25 protein-coding genes are annotated in these 25,866 nt (G+C 65.3%); 16 read left to right on the forward strand and 9 right to left on the reverse strand.

The window, feature by feature from the left end:
- Positions 1-148: 148 nt before the first annotated feature.
- Positions 149-1,702, reverse strand: a complete 1,554-nt coding sequence (locus tag ACVW1B_RS29085) for a hypothetical protein (RefSeq protein WP_253606908.1) — start codon at positions 1,700-1,702, stop codon at positions 149-151.
- A gap of 35 nt (positions 1,703-1,737) precedes the next feature.
- A complete protein-coding gene (locus tag ACVW1B_RS29090; protein WP_456822604.1) occupies positions 1,738-3,030 on the reverse strand; it encodes an adenylosuccinate synthase in 1,293 nt (430 codons plus the stop codon).
- A gap of 347 nt (positions 3,031-3,377) precedes the next feature.
- Between ACVW1B_RS29090 and ybaK the strand changes: the two genes are divergently transcribed.
- Complete coding sequence (gene ybaK / locus ACVW1B_RS29095) at positions 3,378-3,860, forward strand: Cys-tRNA(Pro) deacylase (RefSeq protein ID WP_028333475.1); 483 nt, start codon at positions 3,378-3,380, stop codon at positions 3,858-3,860.
- A gap of 69 nt (positions 3,861-3,929) precedes the next feature.
- Here the strand turns inward: ybaK and ACVW1B_RS29100 are convergent, their stop codons facing one another.
- Genes ACVW1B_RS29100 through ACVW1B_RS29110 form a run of 3 tightly spaced genes read right to left on the reverse strand, consistent with a single transcriptional unit; the run spans position 3,930 to position 6,167 of the window.
- Positions 3,930-4,148 carry a hypothetical protein gene (locus tag ACVW1B_RS29100; RefSeq protein WP_016842680.1) on the reverse strand — a complete coding sequence of 73 codons (219 nt, stop codon included), beginning with the start codon at positions 4,146-4,148 and terminating at the stop codon, positions 3,930-3,932.
- 38 nt (positions 4,149-4,186) lie between these two features.
- A complete protein-coding gene (locus ACVW1B_RS29105) occupies positions 4,187-5,551 on the reverse strand; it encodes a cytochrome P450 (protein ID WP_456822605.1) in 1,365 nt (454 codons plus the stop codon).
- The gene (locus tag ACVW1B_RS29110; protein ID WP_168857556.1) at positions 5,511-6,167 is read right to left on the reverse strand and encodes an acyl-homoserine-lactone synthase; all 657 of its coding nucleotides are present in this window, start codon (positions 6,165-6,167) and stop codon (positions 5,511-5,513) included. The genes ACVW1B_RS29105 and ACVW1B_RS29110 overlap by 41 nt, the downstream gene beginning before the upstream one ends.
- An 81-nt stretch (positions 6,168-6,248) precedes the next feature.
- On the opposite strand from ACVW1B_RS29110, the gene ACVW1B_RS29115 reads away from it, so the two are divergent.
- The 5 genes from ACVW1B_RS29115 (at position 6,249) to ACVW1B_RS29135 (ending at position 11,480) form a co-directional block, all read left to right on the forward strand.
- Complete coding sequence (locus tag ACVW1B_RS29115) at positions 6,249-7,022, forward strand: helix-turn-helix transcriptional regulator (protein ID WP_016842683.1); 774 nt, start codon at positions 6,249-6,251, stop codon at positions 7,020-7,022.
- Positions 7,023-7,435: 413 nt separating this feature from the next.
- Positions 7,436-7,822, forward strand: coding sequence for a hypothetical protein (locus tag ACVW1B_RS29120; protein WP_028343499.1), 387 nt, complete (start codon positions 7,436-7,438; stop codon positions 7,820-7,822).
- Between the two features lie 271 nt (positions 7,823-8,093).
- Entirely contained in the window at positions 8,094-9,023 is a 930-nt protein-coding gene (locus ACVW1B_RS29125; RefSeq protein ID WP_028343500.1) for a DMT family transporter, read from the forward strand.
- 257 nt (positions 9,024-9,280) lie between these two features.
- Positions 9,281-10,090: an MlaD family protein gene (locus ACVW1B_RS29130; RefSeq protein WP_225161409.1), complete on the forward strand. Its 810-nt coding sequence runs from the start codon at positions 9,281-9,283 to the stop codon at positions 10,088-10,090.
- A 172-nt stretch (positions 10,091-10,262) separates the two neighbouring features.
- Entirely contained in the window at positions 10,263-11,480 is a 1,218-nt protein-coding gene (locus tag ACVW1B_RS29135; protein WP_253606904.1) for an alpha-hydroxy acid oxidase, read from the forward strand.
- A gap of 205 nt (positions 11,481-11,685) precedes the next feature.
- On the opposite strand, the gene ACVW1B_RS29140 is transcribed toward ACVW1B_RS29135, so the two are convergent.
- Positions 11,686-12,090, reverse strand: coding sequence for a hypothetical protein (locus ACVW1B_RS29140; protein ID WP_076830096.1), 405 nt, complete (start codon positions 12,088-12,090; stop codon positions 11,686-11,688).
- Between the two features lie 74 nt (positions 12,091-12,164).
- Between ACVW1B_RS29140 and ACVW1B_RS29145 the strand changes: the two genes are divergently transcribed.
- Positions 12,165-12,779, forward strand: coding sequence for a TetR/AcrR family transcriptional regulator (locus tag ACVW1B_RS29145; protein ID WP_253606903.1), 615 nt, complete (start codon positions 12,165-12,167; stop codon positions 12,777-12,779).
- Positions 12,780-12,874: 95 nt separating this feature from the next.
- On the opposite strand, the gene ACVW1B_RS29150 is transcribed toward ACVW1B_RS29145, so the two are convergent.
- Positions 12,875-13,276 carry a DUF1330 domain-containing protein gene (locus ACVW1B_RS29150; protein WP_253606902.1) on the reverse strand — a complete coding sequence of 134 codons (402 nt, stop codon included), beginning with the start codon at positions 13,274-13,276 and terminating at the stop codon, positions 12,875-12,877.
- Positions 13,277-13,405: 129 nt separating this feature from the next.
- Between ACVW1B_RS29150 and ACVW1B_RS29155 the strand changes: the two genes are divergently transcribed.
- The 3 genes from ACVW1B_RS29155 (at position 13,406) to ACVW1B_RS29165 (ending at position 16,374) form a co-directional block, all read left to right on the forward strand.
- On the forward strand, positions 13,406-14,251 hold the full coding sequence (locus tag ACVW1B_RS29155; RefSeq protein WP_253606901.1) for a metal-dependent phosphohydrolase: 846 nt from the start codon (positions 13,406-13,408) through the stop codon (positions 14,249-14,251).
- A 197-nt stretch (positions 14,252-14,448) separates the two neighbouring features.
- On the forward strand, positions 14,449-15,285 hold the full coding sequence (locus ACVW1B_RS29160; protein ID WP_253608194.1) for an IS5 family transposase: 837 nt from the start codon (positions 14,449-14,451) through the stop codon (positions 15,283-15,285).
- Between the two features lie 138 nt (positions 15,286-15,423).
- Positions 15,424-16,374, forward strand: a complete 951-nt coding sequence (locus ACVW1B_RS29165) for a DMT family transporter (RefSeq protein ID WP_456792923.1) — start codon at positions 15,424-15,426, stop codon at positions 16,372-16,374.
- 18 nt (positions 16,375-16,392) lie between these two features.
- On the opposite strand, the gene ACVW1B_RS29170 is transcribed toward ACVW1B_RS29165, so the two are convergent.
- Entirely contained in the window at positions 16,393-17,349 is a 957-nt protein-coding gene (locus tag ACVW1B_RS29170; protein WP_456822606.1) for a LysR family transcriptional regulator, read from the reverse strand.
- A 135-nt stretch (positions 17,350-17,484) separates the two neighbouring features.
- On the opposite strand from ACVW1B_RS29170, the gene ACVW1B_RS29175 reads away from it, so the two are divergent.
- Positions 17,485-17,868, forward strand: coding sequence for a nuclear transport factor 2 family protein (locus ACVW1B_RS29175; RefSeq protein ID WP_253606898.1), 384 nt, complete (start codon positions 17,485-17,487; stop codon positions 17,866-17,868).
- A gap of 254 nt (positions 17,869-18,122) precedes the next feature.
- Entirely contained in the window at positions 18,123-19,100 is a 978-nt protein-coding gene (locus ACVW1B_RS29180) for a Bug family tripartite tricarboxylate transporter substrate binding protein (RefSeq protein WP_253609884.1), read from the forward strand.
- Between the two features lie 196 nt (positions 19,101-19,296).
- Here the strand turns inward: ACVW1B_RS29180 and ACVW1B_RS29185 are convergent, their stop codons facing one another.
- Positions 19,297-20,982 (reverse strand): methyl-accepting chemotaxis protein, encoded by a 1,686-nt coding sequence (locus tag ACVW1B_RS29185; protein WP_456822607.1) that lies wholly within the window; start codon positions 20,980-20,982, stop codon positions 19,297-19,299.
- A gap of 276 nt (positions 20,983-21,258) precedes the next feature.
- Between ACVW1B_RS29185 and ACVW1B_RS29190 the strand changes: the two genes are divergently transcribed.
- The 4 genes from ACVW1B_RS29190 to ACVW1B_RS29205 all read left to right on the forward strand — a co-directional run bounded on the left by ACVW1B_RS29190 (position 21,259) and on the right by ACVW1B_RS29205 (position 25,763).
- A complete protein-coding gene (locus ACVW1B_RS29190) occupies positions 21,259-22,302 on the forward strand; it encodes a C-terminal binding protein (RefSeq protein WP_456822608.1) in 1,044 nt (347 codons plus the stop codon).
- A 141-nt stretch (positions 22,303-22,443) separates the two neighbouring features.
- Complete coding sequence (locus ACVW1B_RS29195) at positions 22,444-23,790, forward strand: ABC transporter substrate-binding protein (protein WP_456822609.1); 1,347 nt, start codon at positions 22,444-22,446, stop codon at positions 23,788-23,790.
- A 127-nt stretch (positions 23,791-23,917) separates the two neighbouring features.
- Complete coding sequence (locus tag ACVW1B_RS29200; protein ID WP_137479049.1) at positions 23,918-24,874, forward strand: carbohydrate ABC transporter permease; 957 nt, start codon at positions 23,918-23,920, stop codon at positions 24,872-24,874.
- 46 nt (positions 24,875-24,920) lie between these two features.
- Positions 24,921-25,763, forward strand: coding sequence for a carbohydrate ABC transporter permease (locus ACVW1B_RS29205; RefSeq protein ID WP_016840579.1), 843 nt, complete (start codon positions 24,921-24,923; stop codon positions 25,761-25,763).
- The last annotated feature ends 103 nt before the right edge of the window (positions 25,764-25,866 follow it).

Below are 25,866 nucleotides of genomic sequence, written 5' to 3' on the forward strand. Positions count from 1 at the left end.
TTCTAGGGAAAAATCGAAAGTCGCGGCGATGTTCCGGAGCTCTGCACGTCGATGCGCTGCAACAGCCGCTGATCTTGCTGCGATACGGAATCGCCCGGACGAAGCCGGGCGACGACATTGCTGGCGACCGGGGCGAGAGCTAAGGCCGCTACTCACCCCACGCCGCGAACGCCTCGTTGAAGGCTCGCTCGCCGGGGGCGCCCTTTTCGATCGCGATGATGGCGCGGCGCTGGTTGGTGTAGACCAGCGGCACGTCGAACCAGGAGCGCTCCTTCAGGAGCTGCAGGTTGCGCGAGCGGTCGGCGTCGACATTGGAGAGGCCGACCAGGAAGAAGCCGTCGGTGACCTTGACCGCGAGCCCGGCCAGCGGCGTGCCGCGTGCCTGCTCGTTCGACTTCATCAGGATGCCCGGCACGTTGCCGACGCCGCCATTGGCGAAGTCCTGCGGCAGGATGAAGGTCAATTCCGCGGTATGGCTCGCCGGCAGCGATGAATCGGTGTTGCGGCGGAACGACATCGTCATCTTGAACTTGCGATCGGGAATGTCGATGTCGGCGCGCACGGCGATGTCGGGCTTCTGGTTGCCCGATCCCTTGACCTGCTCGGTGCGCCAGACCACCGAACCGACATACTGCTTGCCCTTCGGATCCGACGGGTCCTCGTCATACAGCACCACGCGCTGCGCCACCGGGGCGACCGTCTCGCCCGACGACGAGGGCTGGCCGACGCGGTCGGTGATCTTCTTGCTCGCAGGCGTCGACGCGGCATCCTTCGGCGCCTCGACCGGGGCCGAGGATTTGAGCAGGCTGCTGACGAGGGTCATGGCCTGCTGCCGGAACAGGATGCCGGTGCCGACCAGGATCAGCAGGATGCCGATCACGATCGCGGTCTTGAACGGGAACATCGAGCCGACGCGCGGCGGCTTCTTCGGCTCGCGCTCGCCGTTGCCGGCCCGCGACCGCTGCGGCGGCGGACCTTGCGGCGGCTGCGGGGTGTAGCGCTCGGCCTCCTCGATCGACTCGTCGTAGGAATACGGCGCCTCGGGATCGCCGCCGCGATTCTCAAGGCTCGGCTCGAGCCGATCGAATTCCGGCGAGGGCGACGGCACGTTGGCGTAGGTCTTGCGCGCGTTGCGGCTGGCTTGCGCCGCGGCACGGCCGAGATCGTCGGCATCGGCGGTGATGTCGCGGAAGCCGCGCACGCCCGGCGCGGCCGGCGGCACCGGCGGCGGCGCACCTTCCGGACCGCGGCGGGGCGGGCCCGGCCGGGCCGGCGGCGCCTGGGTCTCGGGCGGGACCGGCGGGTTCTGCGGCCGCGGCGGGGCCGGCAGCGGTGTGTCGGGGCGCAGATTGCGCGGCGGACGGGGGTCGGCCGGGGGCCGCGGGCGCGCGGCAGTGTCGGCGGGACTGGCCTCGGGCGGCCGGGCATTGGCGCGGCTGCCGCGGACAGCGGCGGCAGCACCGCCGGGGCGCGAGGCCTCGCGGGCGCGCTGCGCGGCCTCGGACTCGACCTTGCGAACCGCCTCTTCCAGCGACAGCCGTTCGCGGGTGATCTCGGACTCGGAGAGCGGCGGCTGCACGCCGCGGAGCTGCTGGATCAACGCCGTTCGCGCCCGCGCATACAGCGCACGGCGGGCTTCGCCGGGGGCGTTGGGGTCCAATCCGGCGATGGCACGGGCGATCAGCGGGTAGTAGTCAGCCATTTCCACACAATTGGAGGGATATAGGTAATATCCCGTTAAGCCTCGAACGGATTCTGTACCAGAATAGTATCTTCACGCTCCGGGCTGGTGGACAGCAGGGCGATCGGACACCCCACCAGTTCCTCGACCCGGCGAACGTACTTGATGGCCTGGGCCGGCAGGTCCGCCCAGGACCGCGCATTGGCGGTCGGCTGTTTCCAGCCCTCGATGATCTCATAGATCGGCTCGACCCGGGCCTGCGCGCCCTCGCCCGCCGGCAGATGGTCGATCTCCTTGCCGTCGAGCTTGTAGCCGATGCAGACCTTGATGCTGTCGAACCCGTCCAGAATATCGAGCTTGGTCAGCGCCAGCCCGGCAATTCCGCAGGTGCGGACAGTCTGTCGCACCAGCATGGCATCGAACCAGCCGACCCGGCGCTTGCGCCCGGTATTGACGCCGAATTCCTTGCCGCGACGGCCGATTTCCTCGCCGACCTCGTCGTTCAGCTCGGTCGGGAACGGACCCTGGCCGACCCGGGTGGTGTAGGCCTTGCAGATGCCCAGCACATAGCCGACCGCGCCCGGGCCGAGGCCGGTGCCGGTCGCGGCCTGCGCCGCCACTGTGTTGGACGACGTCACATAGGGATAGGTGCCGTGGTCGACGTCGAGCAGCGCGCCCTGCGCGCCCTCGAACAGGATGCGCTTGCCCTCGCGGCGCTTGAGGTCCAGCAGCCGCCACACCGTCTCGGCATAGGGCAATAGCTTCGGCGCCATCGCTGACAGCTCGCTCAGGATGCTCTTGCCGTCGATCTCCGCGAGGTTGAGGCCGCGGCGCAGCGCATTGTGATGCGCCAGCAGGCGTTCGATCTTGTGCGGCAGGGTGTCGAGGTCGGCGAGGTCCATCAGGCGGATGGCGCGGCGGCCGACCTTGTCCTCATAGGCCGGGCCGATGCCGCGGCGGGTCGTGCCGATCGAGGTGATGGCGTTGGACGATTCGCGCAAGGCGTCGAGCTCGCGATGCAGCGGCAGGATCAGCGTGACGTTCTCGGCGATCCGCAGATTGTCCGGTCCGACCGCCACGCCCTGCCCCTTCAGCTTGGCGACTTCGTCGAGGAAGGCCTGCGGATCGAACACCACGCCATTGCCGATCACCGCGAGCTTGTTCGGGCGCAGCACGCCGGAGGGCAGCAGCGCCAGCTTGTAGGTCTCGCCATTGATCACGAGCGTATGGCCGGCATTGTGGCCGCCCTGGAAGCGCACGACGATGTCGGCCTGTTCCGACAGCCAGTCGACGATCTTGCCCTTCCCTTCGTCACCCCATTGGGCGCCGACGACGACAACATTGGCCATTGCGAAGATGTTCCCTTCAGGTGTTTCAGACCATGATCGCGGCGAAAACGCGTCCGCCCACAGCGACCTGCATTGATATGCCCAGCCTAAATCGCGGCGCCCGGCCGCGCGCACGCAAGGCGCCTACCGGATAAAGGAAGCGGCTCGGCTGCGCAAGCAAGAAGGGGCTCGTTTACGCCTTTTAGACGACCTACAACCCTTTGATATCCCCATTAAATTCCATGCTGCGCCCGGCCGCACCGGGCTGGCGGGAATTTAATGTTACGGCAACGTGACGCCGGACCTGCTGTGGATTGATCGCAGCTCCTATTACGGCGATCATTCACCTAGATTAACCGGCAGGGTCCATGCCCAATTCCACCCAAGCGACGATGGCGCTGCGCAAGCTCGGCATTGCCTTCAAGCTTCACACCTATGTCTACGATTCCAGCGCCGAGAGCATCGGGCTGCAGGCGGCCGAGGCGCTCGGCGTCGACCCGAATCGCATGCTCAAGACGCTGATGGCGGAGGTCGACGGCAAGCCGGTCTGCGCCGTGGTGCCGTCCGACTGCGAGGTCAGCATGAAGAAGCTTGCCGCCGCCCTCGGCGGCAAGTCGGCCAGGATGATGCGCCCGGCCGATGCCGAGCGGCTGACCGGCTATCATGTCGGCGGCATCAGCCCGTTCGGCCAGAAGAAGAAGGTGCCGACCGCGATCGACGAGACCGCCCTCACCCACGTCACGGTCTTCGTCAATGGCGGCCAGCGCGGCCTGCAGATCGAGATCGATCCGAACGACGCCGCGCTTGCCGCCGGCGCCACGATGAAGGCGCTGGTGGCGACGCAGGACTGATCCTACGCAAGGCTGAGCCTGCGCGAGACCGATCCTGCGCGAGACTGATCCGAAGACCGGCCGCCGCGATCAATGCGAGGATTTGTCCCTCATGAACTCCGCGCCGACGAAGTCGGACAGACCGGATAATTCCTCGGCCGTAATATCGTTGACGTTGAGCCGCAGCTGCATGATCGCGAGGTCGAGCAGATGCGCGGCGAAGCTTGCGCCGGCCGCCCTCACGATGCTGCGCTGCTCGATCAAGACAGCGATGACGTCGCGCAAACTGCGCACTTGCACTTGATCCATGGCCCTTTGCCCGGCGCCGGCCGTTGTTAGCTGAGTTGTCATTGGGATACCGATTGTAGTGTGCTGATGGACGCCGCACCCACGGTTGGGATGTACGGCAGATGCCCGGCTTCGTCGCCGAGATGCGGGATGCGCGGGCGCATCTCGCGGATTTCGATGTCGATGGTCATCGGCGGGGGAATCAGCGTCACCGAGGCTTTCGGCCATGGCGCCGGATTCGGGCTGACGCCGGTGAAGCGATAGGCCGCGGCGATCTCGAGCGCGAGCAGTTGCAGCTCGAGCATCGCAACCCCCATCCCGGCGCAGGCGCGCGGACCGGCGCCGAACGGGATGTAGGCGTCGGTGTTGTAGCGCCGCGTCAGCAGGAAGCGGTCCGGATCCTCGAAATGCCGGGGATCGCGCTGCAGCTGCCAGGGGCAGATCAACAGCGAGGTGCCGACCTTGAGATCGCGCCCGCCGATCGTCACCGGCTGCATCACCTCGCGCGAGAACCACCAGGCGCTGGGGTAGAGCCGGCAGACCTCCTTGACCAACGTCGCGCTCAGATTGGCGCGCTTCACCGCCTCGAGCCGCAGCTCGCCGTCGTCGCCGAGGCACTCCGCCGCCTCGTCGGCAATCTCGTCCATCAGGGCGGGATCGGCGGCCATCTGGTAGAACATCCACGCCGCAGTCGAACCCGTGGTGTGATGGCCGGCCAGCAGCAATGTCAGGATCTCATCCTCGAGATCGCGATCGGTCAGGCCGAGCGCCTCGAGATCGCGCAGCGCACTGCTCGAGCCGGCCTTGCGGCGCAGACGTTGCACCACCGTCGACATCGCAAGCTTGGCACAGACCCGGTTCTTGCGCCGCCGATACCAGGCCACCGGACCGAACGGCAACGCGCGGAACATCTCTTCCGCCAGATCGTCCTCGATCGCGCCCACCGCCTGAACCAGGGCTTCCTCGTCGCCGGACGACATCACCTGGGAGCCGAAGATCGCGACGCAGATCGTCCGCAGCGCCAGCATCGCGGTGACATGGTGCGGATCGAACGATCCGAGCCGCGCCAGGCTGGCGCCGACCGCGCGGATCTCGGCGCACATATGCGGCAGGAATTTCTCGACGCTGCCCTTGGCCATGTGCTTCTGCAGCACCGCTCGGCGCCGCTTGTGCTCCTCGCCGCTCAGCATCAGCGAGCTGCGGCCGAGCACCGGCGTCAGCTTCTTGATCAGCTTGCCCTTTCCGATGTCGGTCTCCGGCGCCTTGAGGATCGGGCGCAGCAGATCCGGATCGTTCACCAGGAACACCGGCGCGGGACCGAGCTGCAACGGCACCAGCCCCAGCGCGGACTCGTTGCCGCGCGTCAGCAGCAGACGCAGCGGATCACGCTGGAATGCTCGAACGTCCGAGAACATGTGAAGCATCGTGGATCTCCAATTGCCGTCCAAGGTCGAGGAATTTGGTCAGGCCGGGATTGGCGGCGAGACCGAGCGGAATTTCTCCGGCGAGCGCCGTCAGCGGGCGGCCCATGCGATCATTGCCGATCACCTGCGGCGGGCCGTAGCGGCGGGTGCGGATGTCCATCCGGGTGAGAAAACGCTCATAGGAGAGGTCGGCCAGCGCGACGAGCGCCTTCGCTCCGCGCAGCTCGGCGAAGCGGAACATCAGCGCGTAGTTCACGCGTGCGGCCTGCGACCTCGCGACGTTCGGCAGCACGCCGAAACGGCTGATCTCCCACGCGTCGCGGCTGGTCGGAAAGCGACGCAGCGCAAGCTGCGGGAAGACCGACTTGGTGAGATAGGGATAATCGGTGCGGATAGCCCGGAAGCCGCCGACGAGCTCGACGCCGGAGAACAACAGGCAGTGCTCGGTATACCAGCAGTCGAACTGATCGCGTTCGACATCCCCGACCGTGGTCAGGAGCCAGCCGCAATGGTCGACGAACAGGCGCTTGCGCAGCCGCAACATCGCCCCGACATGCGCCGGATCAAGCTCTTCCCTGGTAATGAGGGCGTGGTAGCCGTCCAATGAATGAAGCATTTGTCCCTTCCTCCAAATGCGGGAACATCTGGAACAAAAGGGGTTAACTGTGGTACCCCCTAAAACCGGGGGTTTTCGTCAATGGGCCTGGTAGACGCGATTTCGACCATCGAGGCGTCGGATACCATCGACGAGCTCAGCTCGTCATTGCATCGCGTTGTCCAGAATTACGGCTTCTCGGGCTTTGCCTTTGTCGATGCCGGCCGGCCCGACCTTGATCTGCCCTATCATATCGGCACATTTCCCGACGCCTGGAAGCGGGCGTATGTGCAGAACGAGTTCGTTCATGCCGATCCGGCGCTGGCGCGGTCACGACGCACCAACACGCCGTTCAGCTGGAGCAGCCTGAAGCTGCCGGAGCGAAGCGGACGCAAGCGACCGCCCGAGGTCAAGACGATGGATGCCGCCCGGGAGTTCGGATTCAAGGACGGCTTCGTCGTTCCCTTCCACTATCGCGACCGGCTCGGCGCGGTGCATTCGAGCTCGACGGTGTTCTTCTGGGAAGACGAGCCGCGCGACTTCGACAAGCTGTTCGTCTGCCATCGCCATGAACTGCATCTGTTGATGATCTATTGGGTGCAGCGGGCGATGGACATCGTCAACCGCGACCAGCGCAACGCGCCGACCATCCTCAAGCCCGCGGACGCCGCCGAAACCATCAAGCTCACCGGCCGGGAAAAGGAAGTGATCGCCTGGGCGGCGCGCGGCAAGACCGTGGCCGACACCGCGCAGATCCTCGGCATTTCGCCGGAGACGGTGGAAGGCTTCATCAAGCAGGCGCTGCGGAAGCTCGAGGCATCCAACAAGACCCATGGGGTGGCCAAGAGCATCGCGCTCGGAATCATCGATTTGTGAGCGGCGCCGCGCAGCCATGGCGGCGCTCCCGGAGCTGCCGCCATGCCGACCGCATCGCCCTGCCAGGACCAAGCACCGCGATCTGTGGCGCGGTCACTCATCCGGGTTGGGTTCATCTCCCCTGTCGCGCCCTGATTGCATTCGCGCACGGTCTTGATAATAAGGGCCGTGGCCGGATGACGCTGATGCGAGCATCCCGGACCAGGGTGCCCACTCCGGTGCTCGTCCGGCGCGACTGCCCGGCCGGCGTCGAGGCGCGGATCATCCTGCACGTTGCCCGGTACGGCAGGACCCGTTGTCCAGCCGCATGATCCGTAGAAGTCCCATCGCGACGAACCGCCGGTTCATTTGCTACCAACTTTTGTAGCGGAAATGCTGTCCACGGACCTAGCTGGAGATGGTCTGAACGCATCATGAGCACATCACAGGACGACCAAATCGACCAATTGGTGCAGGCGCGCTGGCGCGCCATCGGGCTGTCGCAGGCGGATCTCGCCGAGATCCTGTGCGCCGGCGCCTCTCTGCAAAAGAACGGCGTCGACGGCACGGTGAAGATCGATACCGGTCGCCTGGCGACCGTAGCCGAGATGCTCGGAATCGCCGCCGACATCCTCAATCGCCGGCCGGTCACGGCAGCGCCGACGCAAGCCGGCCAGACGGCGGAGTCGCTGCAGTCCCTGCTCGAACTGCGCATGCTGCGGGTGTTTCGCGACGTGCAGGACCCCGACACCAAGCGGATCCTGATCGAGCTCGCCGAGCAGATCGTCAAGCGCCAGACCACGCCGCCGGAGACCGGCTAGGTGGTATGTCTCTGACGTGTGATTCACTCAGTGTCATTCCGGGGCTCGCGAAGCGAGAACCCGGAATCTCGATCCACGACCTCTGGATTCCGGGTTCGCGACTTCGTCGCGCCCCGGAATGACGGAAGGGCACTTCGCGCATGGTCGCGATGCGTCTATCCCCATTGATGGAATGACGAAATCCGTGTCTGTGATCCGAGCCGGGGAGATCCATACCGGCCCGGCGGTGCCAGCCGGGCAGGCCGCGGCGTCGTGAACCCGGGCCCTCTTCATGTCTGCCTCCGATTCCACCACATCAACGCCTGCGGCCGGCTCCTGGATCGCCAACCAGCCCTATCTGCTGCTCTGCATCACCGCGACATGCTGGGCCGGCAATGCGATCGTCGGCCGCCTCGCCGCCGGCCACATTCCGCCGGTGACGCTGTCGTTCCTGCGCTGGTCGGCGGCATTCCTGATCATCCTGCCGTTTGCCTGGAAGCACCTCGTCCGCGACTGGCCCGTGATCCGCAACAATCTCGGCATCATGGTGCTGATGTCGATCACCGGCATCAGCGCCTTCAATACGCTGCAATACTGGGCGCTGGAGCACACCCAGGCGCTCAACACGCTGCTGCTGCAATCCGCGGCACCGCTGGTGGTCGCGCTGTGGTCGCTGATCCTGCTCGGCGCACGGCTGACGCTGGCGCAATTGTTCGGCGTGCTGCTGTCGCTCGCCGGCGTGCTGGTGATCCTGCTGCACGGTGATCTCACGACGCTGTCGAAGATCGAGTTCAACAAGGGCGATCTGATCTTCATCGTCGCATTGGTGATCTTCGCGCTGTATTCGGTGCTGACCCTGAAGCGGCCCAAGATCCACGGCCTGTCGGTCGCCGCCTTCACCTTCGGCTGCGGCGCGCTGGTCCTGATCCCGCTCTACATCTGGGAACTCGGCGCGCGCCCGGTGATGCAGCTCACGATCAACAATCTGCTGTCGCTGTTCTATGTCGCGGTGTTCCCCTCGACACTGGCCTATCTGTGCTTTAACCGCGGTGTGCAGCTGATCGGCGCCAACCGCGCCGCGCCGTTCTTCCACATGGTTCCGGTGTTCGGCACCATCATGTCGATCGTGTTCATCGGCGAGCATCCGCAGGCCTTCCACTTCATCGGCTTCGCGCTGGTGCTGGCCGGCGTGTTCGCGGCGTCGCGGAAGCAGAGCGCGTAATTCTCCTCTCCCTCTCCCCGTTCTTACGGGGAGAGGGTTGGGGTGAGGGGCTCGCTCCGCGAGGACGGCGAGAGACGAATGCGCGGAGACTCCCCTCACCCGGACCGCATTCCGCTGCGCTGCATGCGATCCGACCTCTAAGAGCGAGCTTCGCTCGTCTCGACCCCGCAAGCGGGGCGAGGTAAGGAAAGCCCGCGGTGACTATCGGCGGCAAATCCGCTATCTCTTCAGGTCTGCTTCGCAGACGGGTTTTACGCATGGCGCGCGCCAGCAATCTCTTGATCGGCACCCTGACGCTGGCCCTGGTCGCCGGCTCGCTCGGCGGCTGGCTGGGCTATCAGCGCTATGCCGGCATCAAGCGGATGGTGCCGTTCCGCGTCATCTTCGAGGGCTCGGCCTCCGGCCTGCGCCGCGGCGGCAGCGTCAACTTCGCCGGCGTGCGGATCGGCGAGGTGGTCTCGATCAGGCTCGACCGGCACCGCGTGGTGGCGATGACGCGGATCGAAGGCAACGCCCCGATCAAGAAGGATACCCAGGCCGGCCTCGAATTCCAGGGCCTGACCGGGATCGCCTCGATCTCCTTCACCGGCGGCACCGACGATGCGCCGCCGCCGACGCTCGGCGCCGACGGCATTCCCGAACTGACGGCCGACGCCGAAGGCACGATGGGGATCCAGGAGAAGCTGCGGGTCGCGCTGCGCAATGTCGACCGCGTCATCAGCGAGAACGAGGCCGACATCAAGGACTCGCTGCTCGGGCTCGAGAACTTCACCAATTCGCTGTCCGGCAATGGCGAGCTGATCGCCGGCTTCATCGACGCCGCCGACGACGGCATCAGCGCGGTCGACGCCAAGATGAACTCGGCCGACAAGTTCCTGAAAAGCTTCGGCAGCGACAAATATGGCGGCGAGCTGCTGCCGACCGTGATCTCGCTGCGCGAGCTGATCCAGAGCTTCGACAAGAAATCCAGCGCCATGATCGCCGAGACCCGCAAGACGCTCAGCGACGTCAGCCAGTCCGTCAACAAGTTCAACGAGAAATTTGTCGGGCCCGCCGGCAGGCGCTAGATCATGATGCGTTTGCATGGAATCGCATCATGATCTCATCTCTTTGTTTGAGCATGATCTCCGCGCAAACGCGTTCCGCGTTTGTCGCGAGGGAAAACCGGTATCCACTTTTCCGGATCATGCTCTAGTCTGGCCTTCCGACCAAGAACCAAGAACAACGGAAACGCTCAACGTGCACGACCGGACCGCAGCCCCCTCTCCGCCTCCCGTAACCGTCAACCGCGCAGCACCCGCCGTACCGCGGCATCTGCGGCGCTATCTCACGCTCCACGATTTCGAGCCGCAGGCGCGCCGGCTGCTGCCGAAATTCCTCTACGGCTACATCTCCGGCGGCGCCGAGACCGATATGGCCCGCACCGACAATCGCCGGGCGTTCGAGGAATACGGCTTCGTGCCGCGGGTGCTGCAGGACGTCTCCGGCCGCGACCAGACCGCGACGCTGTTCGGCAAGACCTACGCCTCGCCGTTCGGCATTCCGCCGATGGGCTCGTCCGCGCTGTGCGCCTATCGCGGCGACATCGTGCTGACGCGCGCCGCGGCCGCCGCCAACGTTCCGATGATCCTGTCGGCCTCCTCGCTGATCACGCTGGAGGACGTTCGCGCCGCCAATCCTTCGGCCTGGTATCAGGCCTATCTCGCCGGCCTTCCCGAGCGGATCGAGCCGCTGGTCGACCGCGTCGCCGCCGCCGGCTACGACACCTTCGTCGTCACCGCCGACGTGCCGGTGCCGCCCAACCGCGAGAACAATATCCGCAACGGCTTCCAGGTGCCGCTCGAGATCACGCCGCGGGTGTTCTGGGACACCATCACCCATCCCGACTGGCTGCTCAACACCTGGGCGCGCACCGTGTTCAACCACGGCATGCCGCATTTCGAGAACATGGACGCTAAGCAGGGCCCGCCGGTGCTGTCCAAGAATTTGATGCGCAACATCGGCAGCCGCGACCAGCTGGCCTGGAAGCATGTCGAGCTGATCCGCAAGCGCTGGCCCGGCAAGCTCGTGGTGAAGGGACTGATCGCGCCGGAAGACGCCCGGCTGGCGCGCGAGCATGGCTGCGACGGCGTCATGGTCTCCAACCATGGCGGTCGCCAGCTCGACTACACCGTCTCCGGCTTGCGCACGCTGCCGGAGATCGCGGCGCAGAAGGGCAACATGACCGTGATGGTCGATGGCGGCATCCGCCGCGGCACCGACGTGATCAAGGCGCTGGCGCTCGGCGCGGACTTCGTCTGGGTCGGCCGGCCGTTCCTCTATGCCGCCGTGGTCGCCGGCGAGGCCGGCGTGGCGCGCGCGATCTCGCTGCTGCATGCCGAGATCGACCGCGACCTCGCGCTGCTCGGCATCCGCAGCCTGAAAGAGATCACCCCGGACCTGGTGCGGAAGTTCTAGAGCGTTTTCGAGCGAAGTGGATACCGGTTCGCATGAAGAAAACGCGTCACAACAAGAGTCCAAAGCATGATCCGGAAAAGTGCGAAGCGGTTTTCCGAAAAGATCATGCTCAAACAAGGAGCTAAAGCGCGATGATGATTCAACCCAATCTCATCGCGCTTTAGAGCCCCGTTGCGATTCTATCGGAACGGGAAAGGCTCCAGGCTCACGCATAGCGCGCCGCGCCCATGCACAGCGCGGTGATCGCGAGCAGCCCGGCGGCGATGCGCTGGGCGACCGCCAGGCGCGAGCGCGCGGCTGAGGTATCGCCCGCGCTGCTGCGCAGTTGCCGGACCGCGCCGCCGCCGACGATGACCTGCACGGCGATCGCGGCCAGCGCCGCGATCGCGCCGCCCGCCAGAATCTGCTCCGACAGCCCGAACGAGCCTTCGTGGACCAGGCGCCAGAGCGTGCCGCCGGTCACGATCGCGACCGTCGCGGCGCCGATTTGCGGAAACAGCAGCTTTTCGCCGCCGAGGCCGCCGGTGCGCGCCAGGGTGAAGCTTGAGCCGGCCCAAAACACCGATGACAGGACGTGAAGGGACAGCGCTATAATGAGGGCGGTCTGCATGATGTCGCTCCGGATGGGCATTGAAATTAGATATACATAATGTATAGTCAATCTGACGAAAGCAAGGCAAACCGATGCCGCCGCGCAGCTATGTGAGCCCGGCGCGCAGCGCCGCCGCCGCCGAGACGCGCGAGCGCGTGATCGAGGCCGCCTCGCGCACATTGCGCGACGAGAGCATCGCGCGCTTCTCGCTGGATACGGTGGCGAAAGCGGCCGGCGTGACCCGGCTGACGGTCTACAACCAGTTCGGCTCGCGGCGCGGGCTGCTCGAGGCGGTGTTCGACGAGATCGCGCGCCATGGCGGGCTGCACCAGCTCGCCGACGCCATGACGATGGCCGATCCGCGCGCCGCGCTCGACCGGATGGTGGAGATCTTCTGCGGATTCTGGAGCCGGGATTCCGCGGTCGGCCGGCTGCATGACGCGATGGCGACCGATCCCGAATTCGCCGAGGCCGTGCGCGAGCGCAACGAGCGCCGCCGCCGCGGCGTCACCGCATTGATCGACCGCATCGCGGGCAAGAGCGCATCACAGCAGGCCCGCAGCGACGCCGTCGACCTGATCTTCGCACTGACGAGCTATCCGACCTTCGCGTCGCTGAGCGGGGGGCGGTCGAGCGATGATGTCTGCCGTGTCGTGCAGAGCGCCTGCCACGCGGCGCTGGCACCGCTAATCAACCCGTCATCCTGAGGAGCCGCGAAGCGGCGTCTCGAAGGATGAATCGGCCCCAGCCGGGCCGTCGACCCTTGAGACGGCCGCGTTGCGGCCTCCTCAGGGTGACGGTGCTACGAAGGCTTGAACTTGCTGTAGGCCTCGCGCGTCGCAATGATGACGTGCTCCTCGCAGCCGTTGCGGCGATGCGGGTCGCAGCGGTCTTCGTAGTCGGCCGAGGTCATCATGTCGATGAAGGCGGCGACGCTCGGGTAGTAGACCAGCGCGAGATAATCCCAGCGCTGGCCGGCCGGCTCGCCCAGCGCGACAGTCTCGGCGCTGCCGGTCCACAGCAGCGTGCCGCCGCGCGCCTTGATCATCGGGACGGTGAGCGCGCTGTAGCGCAAATAGGCATCCCAGCCCGAGCCCTCGCCGTCGAGCGACCGCGCGCGAAACCGCATCAGATTGACCATCACGACCGGCGCCTCGCGGTCCAGCTCGTTCAAGCCTTTGACGTTCAAGAGATCGACACCCATCACCCGCCCCCGCCCAAAGCCCGTCACTCCCGCCACATCGGTCCGGCCGCAACGATTATGTCACATCGCGGGACTAGCCTGAAATACCGCCGAGCCGTAAGCTCAGGTCAGCTCTCGGAGGTCAAGGCCGTGATGACCCTTCCAGAACTAGCGGCCGACGCGCTCGGCAAGTTCCTCGGCGAGTACATGCAGCGCCGGTTCGGCTCTTCGCAGACCCAGCTGGTGGAAATGGTGCCCTCGATCGCCCGGATCGCGCTCGAATGCATCGGCAACAGCGACGCGCTCTATCACAATGTCGAGCACACCATGCTGGTGACGCTGGCCGGCCACGACATCCTGCGCGGCCGCGCGCTGCACTCGCATATGAGCGCCGAAGACTATGCCCATGTCATCATCGCCTGCCTCACCCATGACATCGGCTATGTGCGCGGGCTGTTCGAGGCCGACGGCCAGGACGGCTATCTGGTCGAGGCCGACGGCCGCAAGATCATCCTGCCGCGCGGCTCGTCGGATGCGGCACTAATGTCCTACCACGTCGACCGCTCCAAGATCTTCGTGATGGAGCGGCTCAAGGGCGTCACCCTGCTCGACAAGGAGCGCATTGTGCGTGCCATCGAAGGCACCCGCTTTCCGCTGAGCGCCCCTGATGACGATGAGGATTTCGGCGAAGAGGCCACCCTGCTGCGGGCCGCCGATTTGATCGGCCAGCTCGGCGACCCCCACTACATCCGCAAGGCCAACGCGCTGTACATCGAATTCGAGGAGGCCGGACTGAACCGCCAGCTCGGCTACGATTCGCCGGCCGATCTCGTCGAGCGCTATCCGCGGTTCTACTGGGACAGCGTCGCGCCGCATGTGCAGAAGGCGATCCGCTACCTCAACATCACCTCGAGCGGACGGCAATGGATCGCCAATCTCTACAGCAACGTGTTTCGCGCCGAGCGCGACATCTCGCTGTCGGGGCCGCAGAAATAGGCGGCGGGCCGACGAAGACCCATCCCGGTCATCCTGAGGTGCGAGCGGAGCGAGCCTCGAAGGATGAATCGGCCACAGCCGGGCCGCGCATCCTTCGAGACGCGCTCCGCGCTCCTCAGAGCCTGACTGAAAAATGGGTGAGTGATCTCAGTGGGGTGTGATTCCATCGGATTTGCAAAGATTCGAGGGAGAGCACGATGCCCTGGACCAAGATCACTCGGGAGCAATATCGGCGGGACGATCTGCGTTATGCAAGCGATATGACCGATGCGGAGTGGGCGCTGATCAGACGCCTGTTGCCGCGAGCGAACCGGCGCGGCCGGCCGCGTAAGACGGAGCTGCGTCGTGTGATCGAAGCGATCCTCTATATCGTTTCGACCGGCTGCCAGTGGCGGGCGTTGCCGCAGGAGTTCCCGCCCTATTCGACGGTGCAGGGCTATTTTTATAGATGGCGGGATACAGGCCGGTGGCAGAGGATTGTCAGCGTGCTTGTCCGACGGGCGCGAAAAAAGCTTGGACGGACACCGAAGCCGACGGCAGCCGTGATCGACAGTCAAAGTGCGCCAACCACGCAAGCTGGCGGACCGCGCGGCTACGATGCAGGCAAGCGCATCTACGGCCGCAAGCGGCACATTGTGACGGATACCAATGGCCTCCTCCTCGGGGTTCATGTTCATCCGGCCAACGTTCAGGACTGCCATGGCGCCGTACCGCTGCTGAAGAACGTGCGGATGAACTTCCCCCGGCTGCGCCACGTCTTTGCCGACCGGGTCTACCGCGGAAATCAACTCCTCGACGCGCTCTCAGACTGCGGTCCATGGACTGTCGAGATCGTCGAGCGGCCTCAAGGCGTCAAAGGCTTCCAGCTTCTGCCGAGGCGGTGGGTGGTTGAACGCACATTCGCTTGGTTCGGCAGATGCCGCCGCCTCGCCAAGGACTTCGAGGCGACGGTGGCAACCGAAGCTGCCTGGCTGCTGATTGCACACATCAGGCTCCTGACCCGCAGACTCGCGGCTGCAGCTAAGGTTGGGTGATTTATGAGTCAGACTCTCAGGATGACGGAATTGAGCTGCCGTAGCGCTGCGAACAACAACCGGTGTGACCACGCATGGCTCCAATCCGCACTTTCGTCTTGTCGCCGTGCCGGATTCGGGCACAACATCCATCAAATAATGACCGACCTTCGCGCTTTGCCCGCACCTGCCACAACGCCACGCCGCTCGCCGCTCAACTGGCTCAATAACCAGCCCTATCTGCTGCTCAGCCTGACGTCGCTGTTCTGGGCCGCCAACATCGTGCTGGCGCGGCATGTCGGCAGCCATGTGCCGCCGGTCACGCTGACCACGATCCGCTGGTTCGGCGTCTTCCTGATCCTGTTGCCGTTCGCCTGGCCGCATCTGAAGCAGGACTGGCCGAAGCTGCGCGGCGCCCTGCCGCTGATGCTGCTGCTGTCCGCGGTCGGCTTCGCCTTCAACAACGCGATCTCCTACTGGGCGATGCAGTATACCGAGGCGCTCAACGCGCTCTTGATCCAGTCGGCGGGGCCGCTGTTCGTGGCGCTGTGGTCACTGATCCTGTTCGGCGTGCGGCTGACGCCGGCGCAGCTGGCCGGCATCGCGATCTCGCTGGCCGGCGTGCTGACCATCATCCTGCGCGGCGACTTCTCCGCGCTCGCCGGCATCAGCTTCAACCGTGGCGACATCATGTTCGGCGCCTCGCTGGTGTCGTTCGGGCTCTATTCGGCGCTGATCCCGCGGCGACCGAAGATCCATCAGCTCTCGCTGATCTCGTTCACCACCTGCTGCGGTGCGCTGATGCTGCTGCCGGTGGCGGCCTGGGAGTTCGCCAACGGCGTGACGCTGAAGTTCGACTTGCTGACCGGCGCAACGCTCGCCTATGTGCTGATCTTCCCGTCCACGCTCGCCTATCTGTTCTTCAACCGCGGCGTCGCGCTGATCGGCCCGAACCGCGCCGCGCCGTTCTTCCATCTGGTGCCGGTGTTCGGCTCGGCGATGGCGATCCTGCTGCTCGGCGAGACGCTCGCGCCGTTCCATCTGATCGGCTACGCGCTGGTGCTCGCCGGCGTCATCATCGCCTCGCGGCAAGGATCCGCGAAACGCTAGCTGACGCCGAGCATACGGCTAGCTGACCTTGCGCAAGCCGGCGGATTTGCGTGGCGAATGTGACTTTGCCGCCAGCGTGTCCGTGATGAAGTCGATGAACCGCCTCACCTTCGCCGGCACGTGATTGCGCGAGGCGTAGTAGACGTAGAGCGGAAAACGCTCGTCGGGCCAGTCCGGAAACAGCTCGAGCAGCGCGCCGCTCCTCAGGTGATCGTCGAGGCCGAGATCGATCACCTGCGCGATGCCGAAGCCGGCCAGGCAAGCGCCGAGCTTGGTTCCTGAATCGGTTACGGTGAGCCGCCCGTTGACCGCGACCGGCACGACCTCGTTGCCGCGCCGAAACTCCCAATCGAAGGGACGCCCGGTCGCCGCATCGATTGCATGGATGCACTGATGGTCGCGGCTTGCCAGCTCCCGCGGATCAAGCGGCCGGCCGTGTCGTTCGAGATAGATCGGCGAGGCCACGGTGAGCACGCGCGCATCGAGCACGCGGCGCGCAATCAGCGCCGATGGCACCGGCTCGCCGAAACGCACCGCCAGATCAAAACCGTCGCTGACCAGATCCGCGATCCGGTCGCGGGTCTCGATACGCAGCTCCATGCCTGGATTCTGCAGCAGGAACTCGCTCAGCTTCGGCGACAGCACCATGCGGGAGAACAGCGGGTCGACATTGACCCGCAACCTGCCGCGGACCGCATCGCGCGATTTCGAGGTCTCCGCCGCCGCTTCGCCGATCCCGGCCAGATGCGCAGCAACCCGCTCGCACAGCGCGCGTCCTTCCTCGGTGAGCTCGACGGCGCGGCTCGTGCGGTGAACCAGCCTGGCATCGAGGCGCGCCTCGAGCTTGGCGATCGCCTTGCTGACCCCGGATTGCGTCATGCCGAGCCGTTCGGCGGCCCGGCCAAAACTGCGCGCATCCGCCAGCGCCGCGAGGACCACCAGGCCGCCAACCAGCCGGCCGTCAACTTCGTCCATGCCGATGCCTCTCAGTCATCCAAGAGATGACCGCCCAGTCGTAGCACTCCGCCGCCATATCGGCCACTGTCGGCGCAGATCACCGGTTCGATCCGGTGCGGCCACCGCCACATCATCCATCAAGGAGATTTTGCTATGATCGACATCGAGGCCATCGCGTCCGCGATCGATGGATATTTCAACCTGATGTACGACGTCGACGATAGCCGGTTCCGCGAGGTCTTCTCCGATGCCTGCATCGTGCACGGCATCCGGGACGGCAAGCACACGGTGCGGTCGGCCGCGGAATTCCGCGACTTCATCCGCAGCCGTCCCTCGCCGGCGTCGATGAAATCGCCGCGCGAGGAGGCCATCATCAGCATCGACCAGACCGCGTCCGATCTGGCCATCGCCAAGGTACGCGTCAGGGCCGGCCAAACCGGCTTCATCGATCATCTGGTGTTTCATCGGATCGACGGCCGGTGGCTCATCACCACCAAGGCGTTTCACGTCGCGCAGGTCTTTCCGGCGGGATCGTAACGCACGGCCGACTTTCGGAATATTAGAAATATGACGCTGATTTGCCCGACGTGTCAAGCTGCCTGGTCGAGCGCCGGCCGCCACCGGCCCCTTTGCATGGGGTTGTTTTCGATATTTTTGGCAGCGCGCCCCTGCGAGGCCCGGGAGCAGCCATGCGGCGAAAGGCTGCTCCCGGCACGGCTTCCGCAGCCATGGCGGCCGGGCTAGCTTCGGCCGCAATGGGCCTGTTCAGGGTCCGCGCGGGGGACGACGACATGGTGATGGGATTGAGACGATACTGCTGCCTGGCGGCCGCAGCCGCCGCCGCGCTTGCGGCGATATCCGGAACGGCACTTGCACAGACCTATCCCACCCGCAACATCACACTGGTGCTGCCGTTTGCCGCCGGCAGCGGCACCGACACCACGACGCGGCTGATCTCCAAGGAGCTCGGCGTTGCGCTCGGCGTCGGCATGGTGATCGACAACCGGGCCGGCGCCAACGGCTCGATCGCGGCGAACTATGTCGCCCGCTCCGCCCCCGACGGCTACACGCTGTTCGTCACCACGAACACGACGCACTCGGCCAATCCGTATCTGCTCAAGACCATGAACTACGATCCGATCAAGGATTTCACGCCGATCGCGCGCACCGGCGACCTGCCCTTCATGCTGGTGATCCATCCGGACATCCCGGCGAACTCGGTCGCCGAGCTGATCGCGCTCGCCAAGAAGGAGCCGGGCAAGTACAGCTACGCCAGCGGCTCGTCGTCGGCGAGCGTCTCCGGCGCGACCTTCGCGCGCCTCGCCGGCATCGACCTGCTGCATGTACCCTACAAGAGCTCACCGCCGGCACTGACCGACGTCATCGCCGGCCGCATCTCGATGATGTTCATCGACGTGCCAACCGGGCTGCCGCACGTCAACGCCAAGGTGCTGAAGCCGCTCGCCGTCACCACCAAGCGGAAGTCGGCGCTGCTGCCGGACCTGCCGACGATGGACGACACCGTGAAGGGCTTCGATATCACCTCCTGGCAGGGCTATCTCGGCCCCGCCAACATGCCGAAGGACGTCGTCGTCAGGCTGAATGCGGAGATCCGCAAGATCATCGAGCGGCCGGACATCAAGAGCCAGCTCGCCGAGCGCGGCATGGAGGCATTCTCCGGCACGCCCGAGGAGTTCGAGGCGTTCCTCAAGGAGCAGCTCGTGCTGTGGGAAAAGCTGATCGCCGACGCCGGAATCGAGAAGCAGTAGGCGAGAACGACGCTGGGCGGACGTCTGCCAATTCCGTCATCCTGAGGAGGCCGCAGCGCGGCCGTCTCGAAGGATCGACGGCCCCGCTGGTAGCCGTGCATCCTTCGAGACGCGCGCGGGAGCGCGCTCCTCAGGATGACGGGGATACGGAAACGTTGGGTGGAATAGCGTAGCATACCCACCCTACGCGATCGCCTTACGCCGCGCGCACCTTCTGCAGGAACTCGTCGACCGCGTTGCGCAGCATGCCCGATTGCGTGTCGAGCTCGCGGGCATTCGACAGCACGTCGCCGGCCGCGGTGCCGGTGGCGGCGGCCGCCGATGTGACGCCGCCGATATGGGCGGAGATCTCGCTCGAGCCGGCCGCGACCTGCTGGATGTTGCGCGCGATCTCGCGCGTCGCATCGCCCTGCTGGTCGATCGCGGTCGAGATCGAGGCGGTGATCTCGCTCATCTGCGCGATGGTCGCGGTGATGCCGCCGATCGAGGTCACGGCCTCGCCGGTGGATGCCTGCATCGCGGCGACCTGCGCCGAGATCTCCTCGGTCGCCTTCGCGGTCTGGTTGGCCAGCGCCTTCACTTCAGAGGCAACCACTGCGAAACCGCGGCCGGATTCGCCGGCGCGCGCCGCCTCGATGGTGGCGTTGAGCGCGAGCAGGTTGGTTTGAGCCGCGATCGAGTGAATCAGCTTGACCACCTCGCCGATCTTCTCGGCGCCGGTGGAGAGCGCCTGCACGGTCGCGTTGGTGCGCTCGGCATCGGCCACCGCCTTGCTCGCGACCTCGCTGGAGCGCGCCACCTGGCGGGAGATCTCCGCAACCGAGCTGGAGAGCTCCTCGGCGGCAGCGGCGACGGTGCCGACATTGTTGGAGGCGCCGTCGGACGCAGCGCCGACGGTCGCGGCCCGCGCGCTGGCGTCGCTTGCGGTCGCGGTCATCGACTGCGCCGTGGTCTGCATGCCGGCGGCAGCGGAGGCCACCGTGCGGACGATGCCGTTCACGCTGCGCTCGAAATCGTTGGCGATATTCTCCATCGCACCACGGCGCTCGGCCTCCGCGCGTGCTTTGGTCTCAGCCTCGGCCTGTTCCAGGCCGCGGATGCGAACCGCGTTGTCCTTGAAGACCTGAACCGTGGCCGCCATTCCGCCGACCTCGTCACCGCGGCCGACGCCGGGGATGTCACCGTCGAGCTTGCCGTCGGCGATGTCGCGCATGCGGGCGCCGAGCAGGTTGAGCGGACGGGAGATGCTGCGGCCGATCAACCAGGCGACCGAGCCGGAAACGATGCCGATGCCGAGGATCGCGAGGCCGAGCAGCCAGGCAATCGGCCGCATCTTGGCATCGATATCGTCGAGATAGGCGCCGGTGCCGAGATACATATCGAAGCCGGGGACCGAGACGGCGTAGCCGAGCTTGCGGATCGGCGTCTCCTGGCCGGGCTTCACATAATCATAGAACAGCAGGATCTCGCCCTTGGTCTTCACGCCGTCCATCAGTTCCTGCGAGAGCTTGCGACCATTGGTCACGACGTCCATGCGATTGGTTCCGACCTGCTTCGGATCGGGCGCCAGCACCGTGATGCCGCTGTAGTCGGTGCCGAACAGATAGCCGGCGCCGTTGTCGTAGGTCAGGGTGTTGGCACGCTTGCCGAACTCGGCCACTGCCGCTTCCCTGGTCAGCTTGCCGGCATCGACATCCTTCTTCAGGCCCGCCGCCATGCTCTTCGCCATCTCGACGATGGCCTTGGCCTGGTCGATGCGCGCATTCAGCATCTCCCGCTGCATCAGGTGACCGGCGAGGATGCCGGCCGTGCACAGGCCAAGGAGGGTCACCCCCACCAGAATGCCGAGCTTGGGGGTGATCTTCAGATTTGACAGCTTCACGGGGGTCTCCAGAAGAGGCGGGGAACGCGACGCGATTGGCGGATTGATTCCGCGCACCGTAATGTGAGACCCTTTACCTGATGGTTACGGAGGTTCCCCGTAGAAGCCCGGAGAATCAGGCCGCGGACCAACCGGCAATTGTGGAGAGAACAGCGCGGCTCGCGTACAAGCATGGGAAGGCGGCGACCCAGCCGCGCTCCAAGAAGCAAGAAGAATCAAGATCAAGAAGCAAACCAGCAAGAAGCAAGAACAGCAGACTCACATCGGGAGCAGACAATGTCGAAATTCAGGGTGGTCACGCCGAAGGGCGCGAGCTTCACGGTCGCCGGCGGCGGCTACGATTATGAGCGCGAGGCGCTCGATCCGATCGGCGCCGAGATCGTCGAGGCGCCGGCCAACGAGGCCGAATTCATTGCGGCGGCACGCACCGCGGACGCGATCTACGCCAAGGGCATGCCGATCACCAAGGCGGTCATCGACGCGCTCGAGAACTGCAAGGTGATCACGCTCGGCAGCGTCGGCGTCGACTCGGTCGACGTCAAGGCCGCGACCGCGCGCGGCATCCCCGTCACCAACATTCCCGACACCTTCATCGAGGAGGTCGCCGACCATGCCATGATGCTGCTGCTCGCCGGCTTCCGCCGCCTGATCGAGCAGGACAAGATGGTGCGCACCGGCCGCTGGGCCGAGGGCCGTCCGGCGCTTTTGAAGATTCCGCGGCTGATGGGCCAGACGCTCGGCTTCATCTCGTTCGGCCGGGTCGCCCGCGCCGTCGCCAAGCGCGCCGCGCCGTTCGGCCTCAGGATGGTGGCCTACGATCCCTTCATCCATGAAACCCTGATGTACGACCACGGCGTGGTCCCCTCGACGCTGTCGGAGGTGCTGTCGCAGTCGGATTTCGTCTCGATGCACGCCCCGGCGCGGCCCGAAGTGCACCACATGCTGACCGAGAAGCATTTTCGCCAGATGAAAAAGTCGGCGATCTTCATCAACACCGGCCGCGGCGCCACGGTCGACGAGGAATCGCTGATCAAGGCGCTGCAGGAGGGCTGGATCGCCCACGCCGCGCTCGACGTGCTGGAAAAGGAGCCTCCGTCGCACAACAATCCGATGCTCGGGATGGACAATGTTACCTTGACCGCCCATGTCGCCTCGGCGTCGGCACGTTTTGACGAGGCGCGCAAGCGCCGGGTGGGCTACGAATTGTCACTAGTGCTGCAAGGCATGTGGCCGGTAAGCTGCGTCAACCCGTCGGTGCTGCAAAACACCGCGTTGCGCCGCTGGCAGCCCGTCAGCATGGATCGCGGTCCGAACAGCTAGGGCGGGAATGCGTTTTTCGTGCGGGGCCCGTCTCTTGCGGGCCCTTTGCGCGGCAGGCGCCGAGACCAAGACACCTTCACCGGCGGCCAAACGCCGGGAAGGAAAAAACAACGAAACAATAAGAACGGGAGTGCGAACGACATGAAGTACGAGATCACGCGTCGCGACGCGCTGGCGCTGGGGGCTTCCGCGGCGGCGCTGGCGGTCACCGGCGCCTCGGCGCAGGAGGCGTCGAAGGTGAAGGCAGCCGACGTGGCGGCGCCGTCGCTGCCGATCGAAAAGGACGCCACCTTGCGCATGCTGCGGCCGGTACGCTTCGTCCAGGCCGACGAGGACGTGTTCCGCGCCAACGCCAAGAAATTCACCGACAAGACCGGTGTCGACATCAAGGTCGACTTCGTCGGCTGGGAGGACATCAACCAGCAGACCGCCGTGACCTCGAACTCCGGCGCCGGGCCCGACATCATCATCGGCTTCGGCGACGCGCCGCACATCTATATCGACAAGCTGATCGAGCTGACCGATGTCGCCGACTATCTCGACAAGCGCTATGGCGGATGGCTCACGCTGGCGCGCCGATACGGCATGCGCTCGAAGTCGAAGAGCTGGGTCGGCCTGCCGTTCGGCGCCTCGGGCGGCCCGCTGGTCTACCGCAAGTCGCTGGTCAACGCCGCCGGCTTCGACAAGGTGCCGGAGGACCACGCCGGCTTCCTCGAACTCTGCAAGAAGCTGAAGGCGGCCGGCAAGCCCGCGGGCTTCGCACTCGGCAACGCAGTCGGCGACGGCAACGGCTTCGCCAACTGGCTGTTGTGGTCGCACAACGCCGCGCTGCTCGATGAGGAAGGCAACATCATCATCAACAGCAAGGAGACCATCGCGGCGCTGAAATATCTGAAGGAGCTCTATCCGACCTTCATCGCCGGCACGCCGTCCTGGAACGACGTTTCCAACAACCGCGCCTACTCGTCGCAGGAGATCGGCCTGACCGCAAACGGCGTCTCGCTGTATTTCTCGCTGAAGAACGATCCCGCAACCAAGGCGATCGCCGACGACACCGCGCATCAGTTCCTGATCAAGGGGCTGGCCCCCACCTCTCCGATGTCCGGCCTGACCTTGAACGCAATGGTGTTCAAGCACAGCAAGTATCCCAACGCAGCGAAGGCGTTCCTGCAGTTCATGCTCGAGCACGAACAGTACGAGCCGTGGCTCAACGCCAACTCCGGTTACTGGTCGCAGCCGCTGGCGGCCTATGCCGACGCGGCGGTGTGGTCGAGCGACCCCAAGGTCGCGATCTTCAAGGACACGATGAGGAGCCCCTATTACAACGGCTACAAAGGGCCGATCTCGACCGCGACCGGCGCCGTCAACGCCGACTATGTGCTGGTGCAGATGTGCGCCTCAGTCGCGACCGACGCCGCAACGCCCGAGGCAGCGGCCGCGGAGGCCGAGCAGCGCGCCAAGCGGTACTTCCGGCGGCAGGGCCGGTAAGATCGACTCAAGCCGCTGTCATTCCGGGGCGATGCGTAGCGTCGAACCCGGAATCTCGAGATTCCGGGTCTGGTGCTAACGCACCATCCCGGAATGACCCTGGAAGTCGGACCGAGACAAGAACCTGATGTCTGTCACCACCCTCCCCTCACGCGGCGCGGCGCTGCACCAGCCGGGTTGGCTCGCGCGCCTGTTCGACTACAAGCCGTTCCTGATCGTGATGTGCCTTGCGCCTGCGATCGGCCTGCTGCTGGTGTTCCTCACCTATCCGCTGGGCCTCGGCATCTGGCTTGCCTTCACCGACACCACGATCGGCCAGCGCGGCATCTACATCGGACTTGAGAACTTCCAGTATCTGCTCAAGGATCCCTTGTGGTGGAACGCGGTGTTCTATTCGATCTTCTACACCGCGGTTGCAACCTTCGGAAAGTTCGCGCTCGGCTTCTGGCTGGCGCTGCTGCTCAACAACCATTTCCCGTTCAAGAGCCTGATCCGCGCCATCGTGCTGCTGCCGTGGATCGTGCCGACGGTGCTCTCCGCGCTGGCGTTCTGGTGGATCTACGATCCGCAGTTCTCGATCATCTCCTATCTCCTGGTCGACGTGCTGCACTGGCGCGACAGCAATGTCGACTTCCTCGGCTCGCCCTGGCCGGCGCGGTTCTCGCTGATCGCCGCCAATATCTGGCGCGGCATCCCGTTCGTCGCGATCTCGCTGCTGGCGGGGCTGCAGACCATCTCGCCCTCGCTCTACGAGGCGGCGATGCTCGACGGCGCCACCTCCTGGCAGCGCTTCCGCTACATCACCTTCCCGATGATGATGCCGATCCTGGCGATCGTGATGACGTTCTCGATCATCTTCACCTTCACCGACTTCCAGCTGGTCTACGCCATCACCCGCGGCGGCCCGGTCAACTCGACCCATCTGCTCGCGACACTGGCGTTCCAGCGCGGCATCGCCGGCGGCGAGCTCGGAGAGGGTGCCGCGATCGCCGTCTCGATGATCCCGTTCCTGGTGTTCGCAACATTGTTCAGCTACTTCGGCCTCGCGCGCCGCAAATGGCAGCAGGGAGAAGCCAATGACTGACGTTGCAGCCCAATCCTCCAACGTCGCCAGCGCCACGCCCGATACGATGGCGTGGGACTCCCGCGCCCGGCGCGTGGTGATGATCTATCTGCCGCTCGCCTGCTTCATCCTGATCCTGCTGTTTCCGTTCTACTGGATGGCGGTCACCTCGTTCAAACCGAACGCCGAGCTCCTGAACTACAAGGAGCACAATCCGTTCTGGATCACCTCGCCGACGCTCGCGCATATCAAGCATCTGTTGTTCGACACGGCGTATCCGCGCTGGCTGAAGACCACCATGCTGGTCGCGATCGGCTCGACCTTCCTGTCGCTGTTCGCCTCGACGCTCGCCGCCTACGCGATCGAGCGGCTGCGCTTCCGCGGCAGTCCCTATGTCGGCCTCGGCATCTACCTCGCCTATCTGGTGCCGCCGTCGATCCTGTTCATTCCGCTCGCCACCGTGATCGTGCAGTTCGGCCTGTTCGACTCGCCGCTGGCGCTGATCCTGGTCTATCCGACCTTCCTGGTGCCGTTCTGTACCTGGCTGTTGATCGGCTATTTCAAGTCGATCCCCTACGAGCTCGAGGAATGCGCGCTGGTCGACGGCGCGACGCGATTGCAGATCCTGTGGCGGATCACGCTGCCGCTCGCGGTGCCCGGCCTGATCTCGGCCGGCATCTTCTCCTTCACGCTGTCCTGGAACGAGTTCATCTACGCGCTCGCCTTCATCCAGAGCGGCGCCAACAAGACGGTGCCTGTCGCGATCCTGACCGAGCTCGTCACCGGCGACGTCTACCAGTGGGGCGCGCTGATGGCCGGCTCGCTGCTCGGCTCGCTGCCGGTCGCGCTGTTCTACTCGCTGTTCGTCGACTACTACGTGTCGTCGCTGACGGGGGCGGTGAAGGAGTAACGGAGCTTCCGGCGTATTGAAGCGAACTCAATCTATCCCCGTCATCCTGAGGAGCGCGAAGCGCGTCTCGAAGGATCGACGGCCAGCAGCCGGGCCGTGCATC

It is taken from the genome of Bradyrhizobium sp. USDA 4502, from assembly GCF_054063355.1.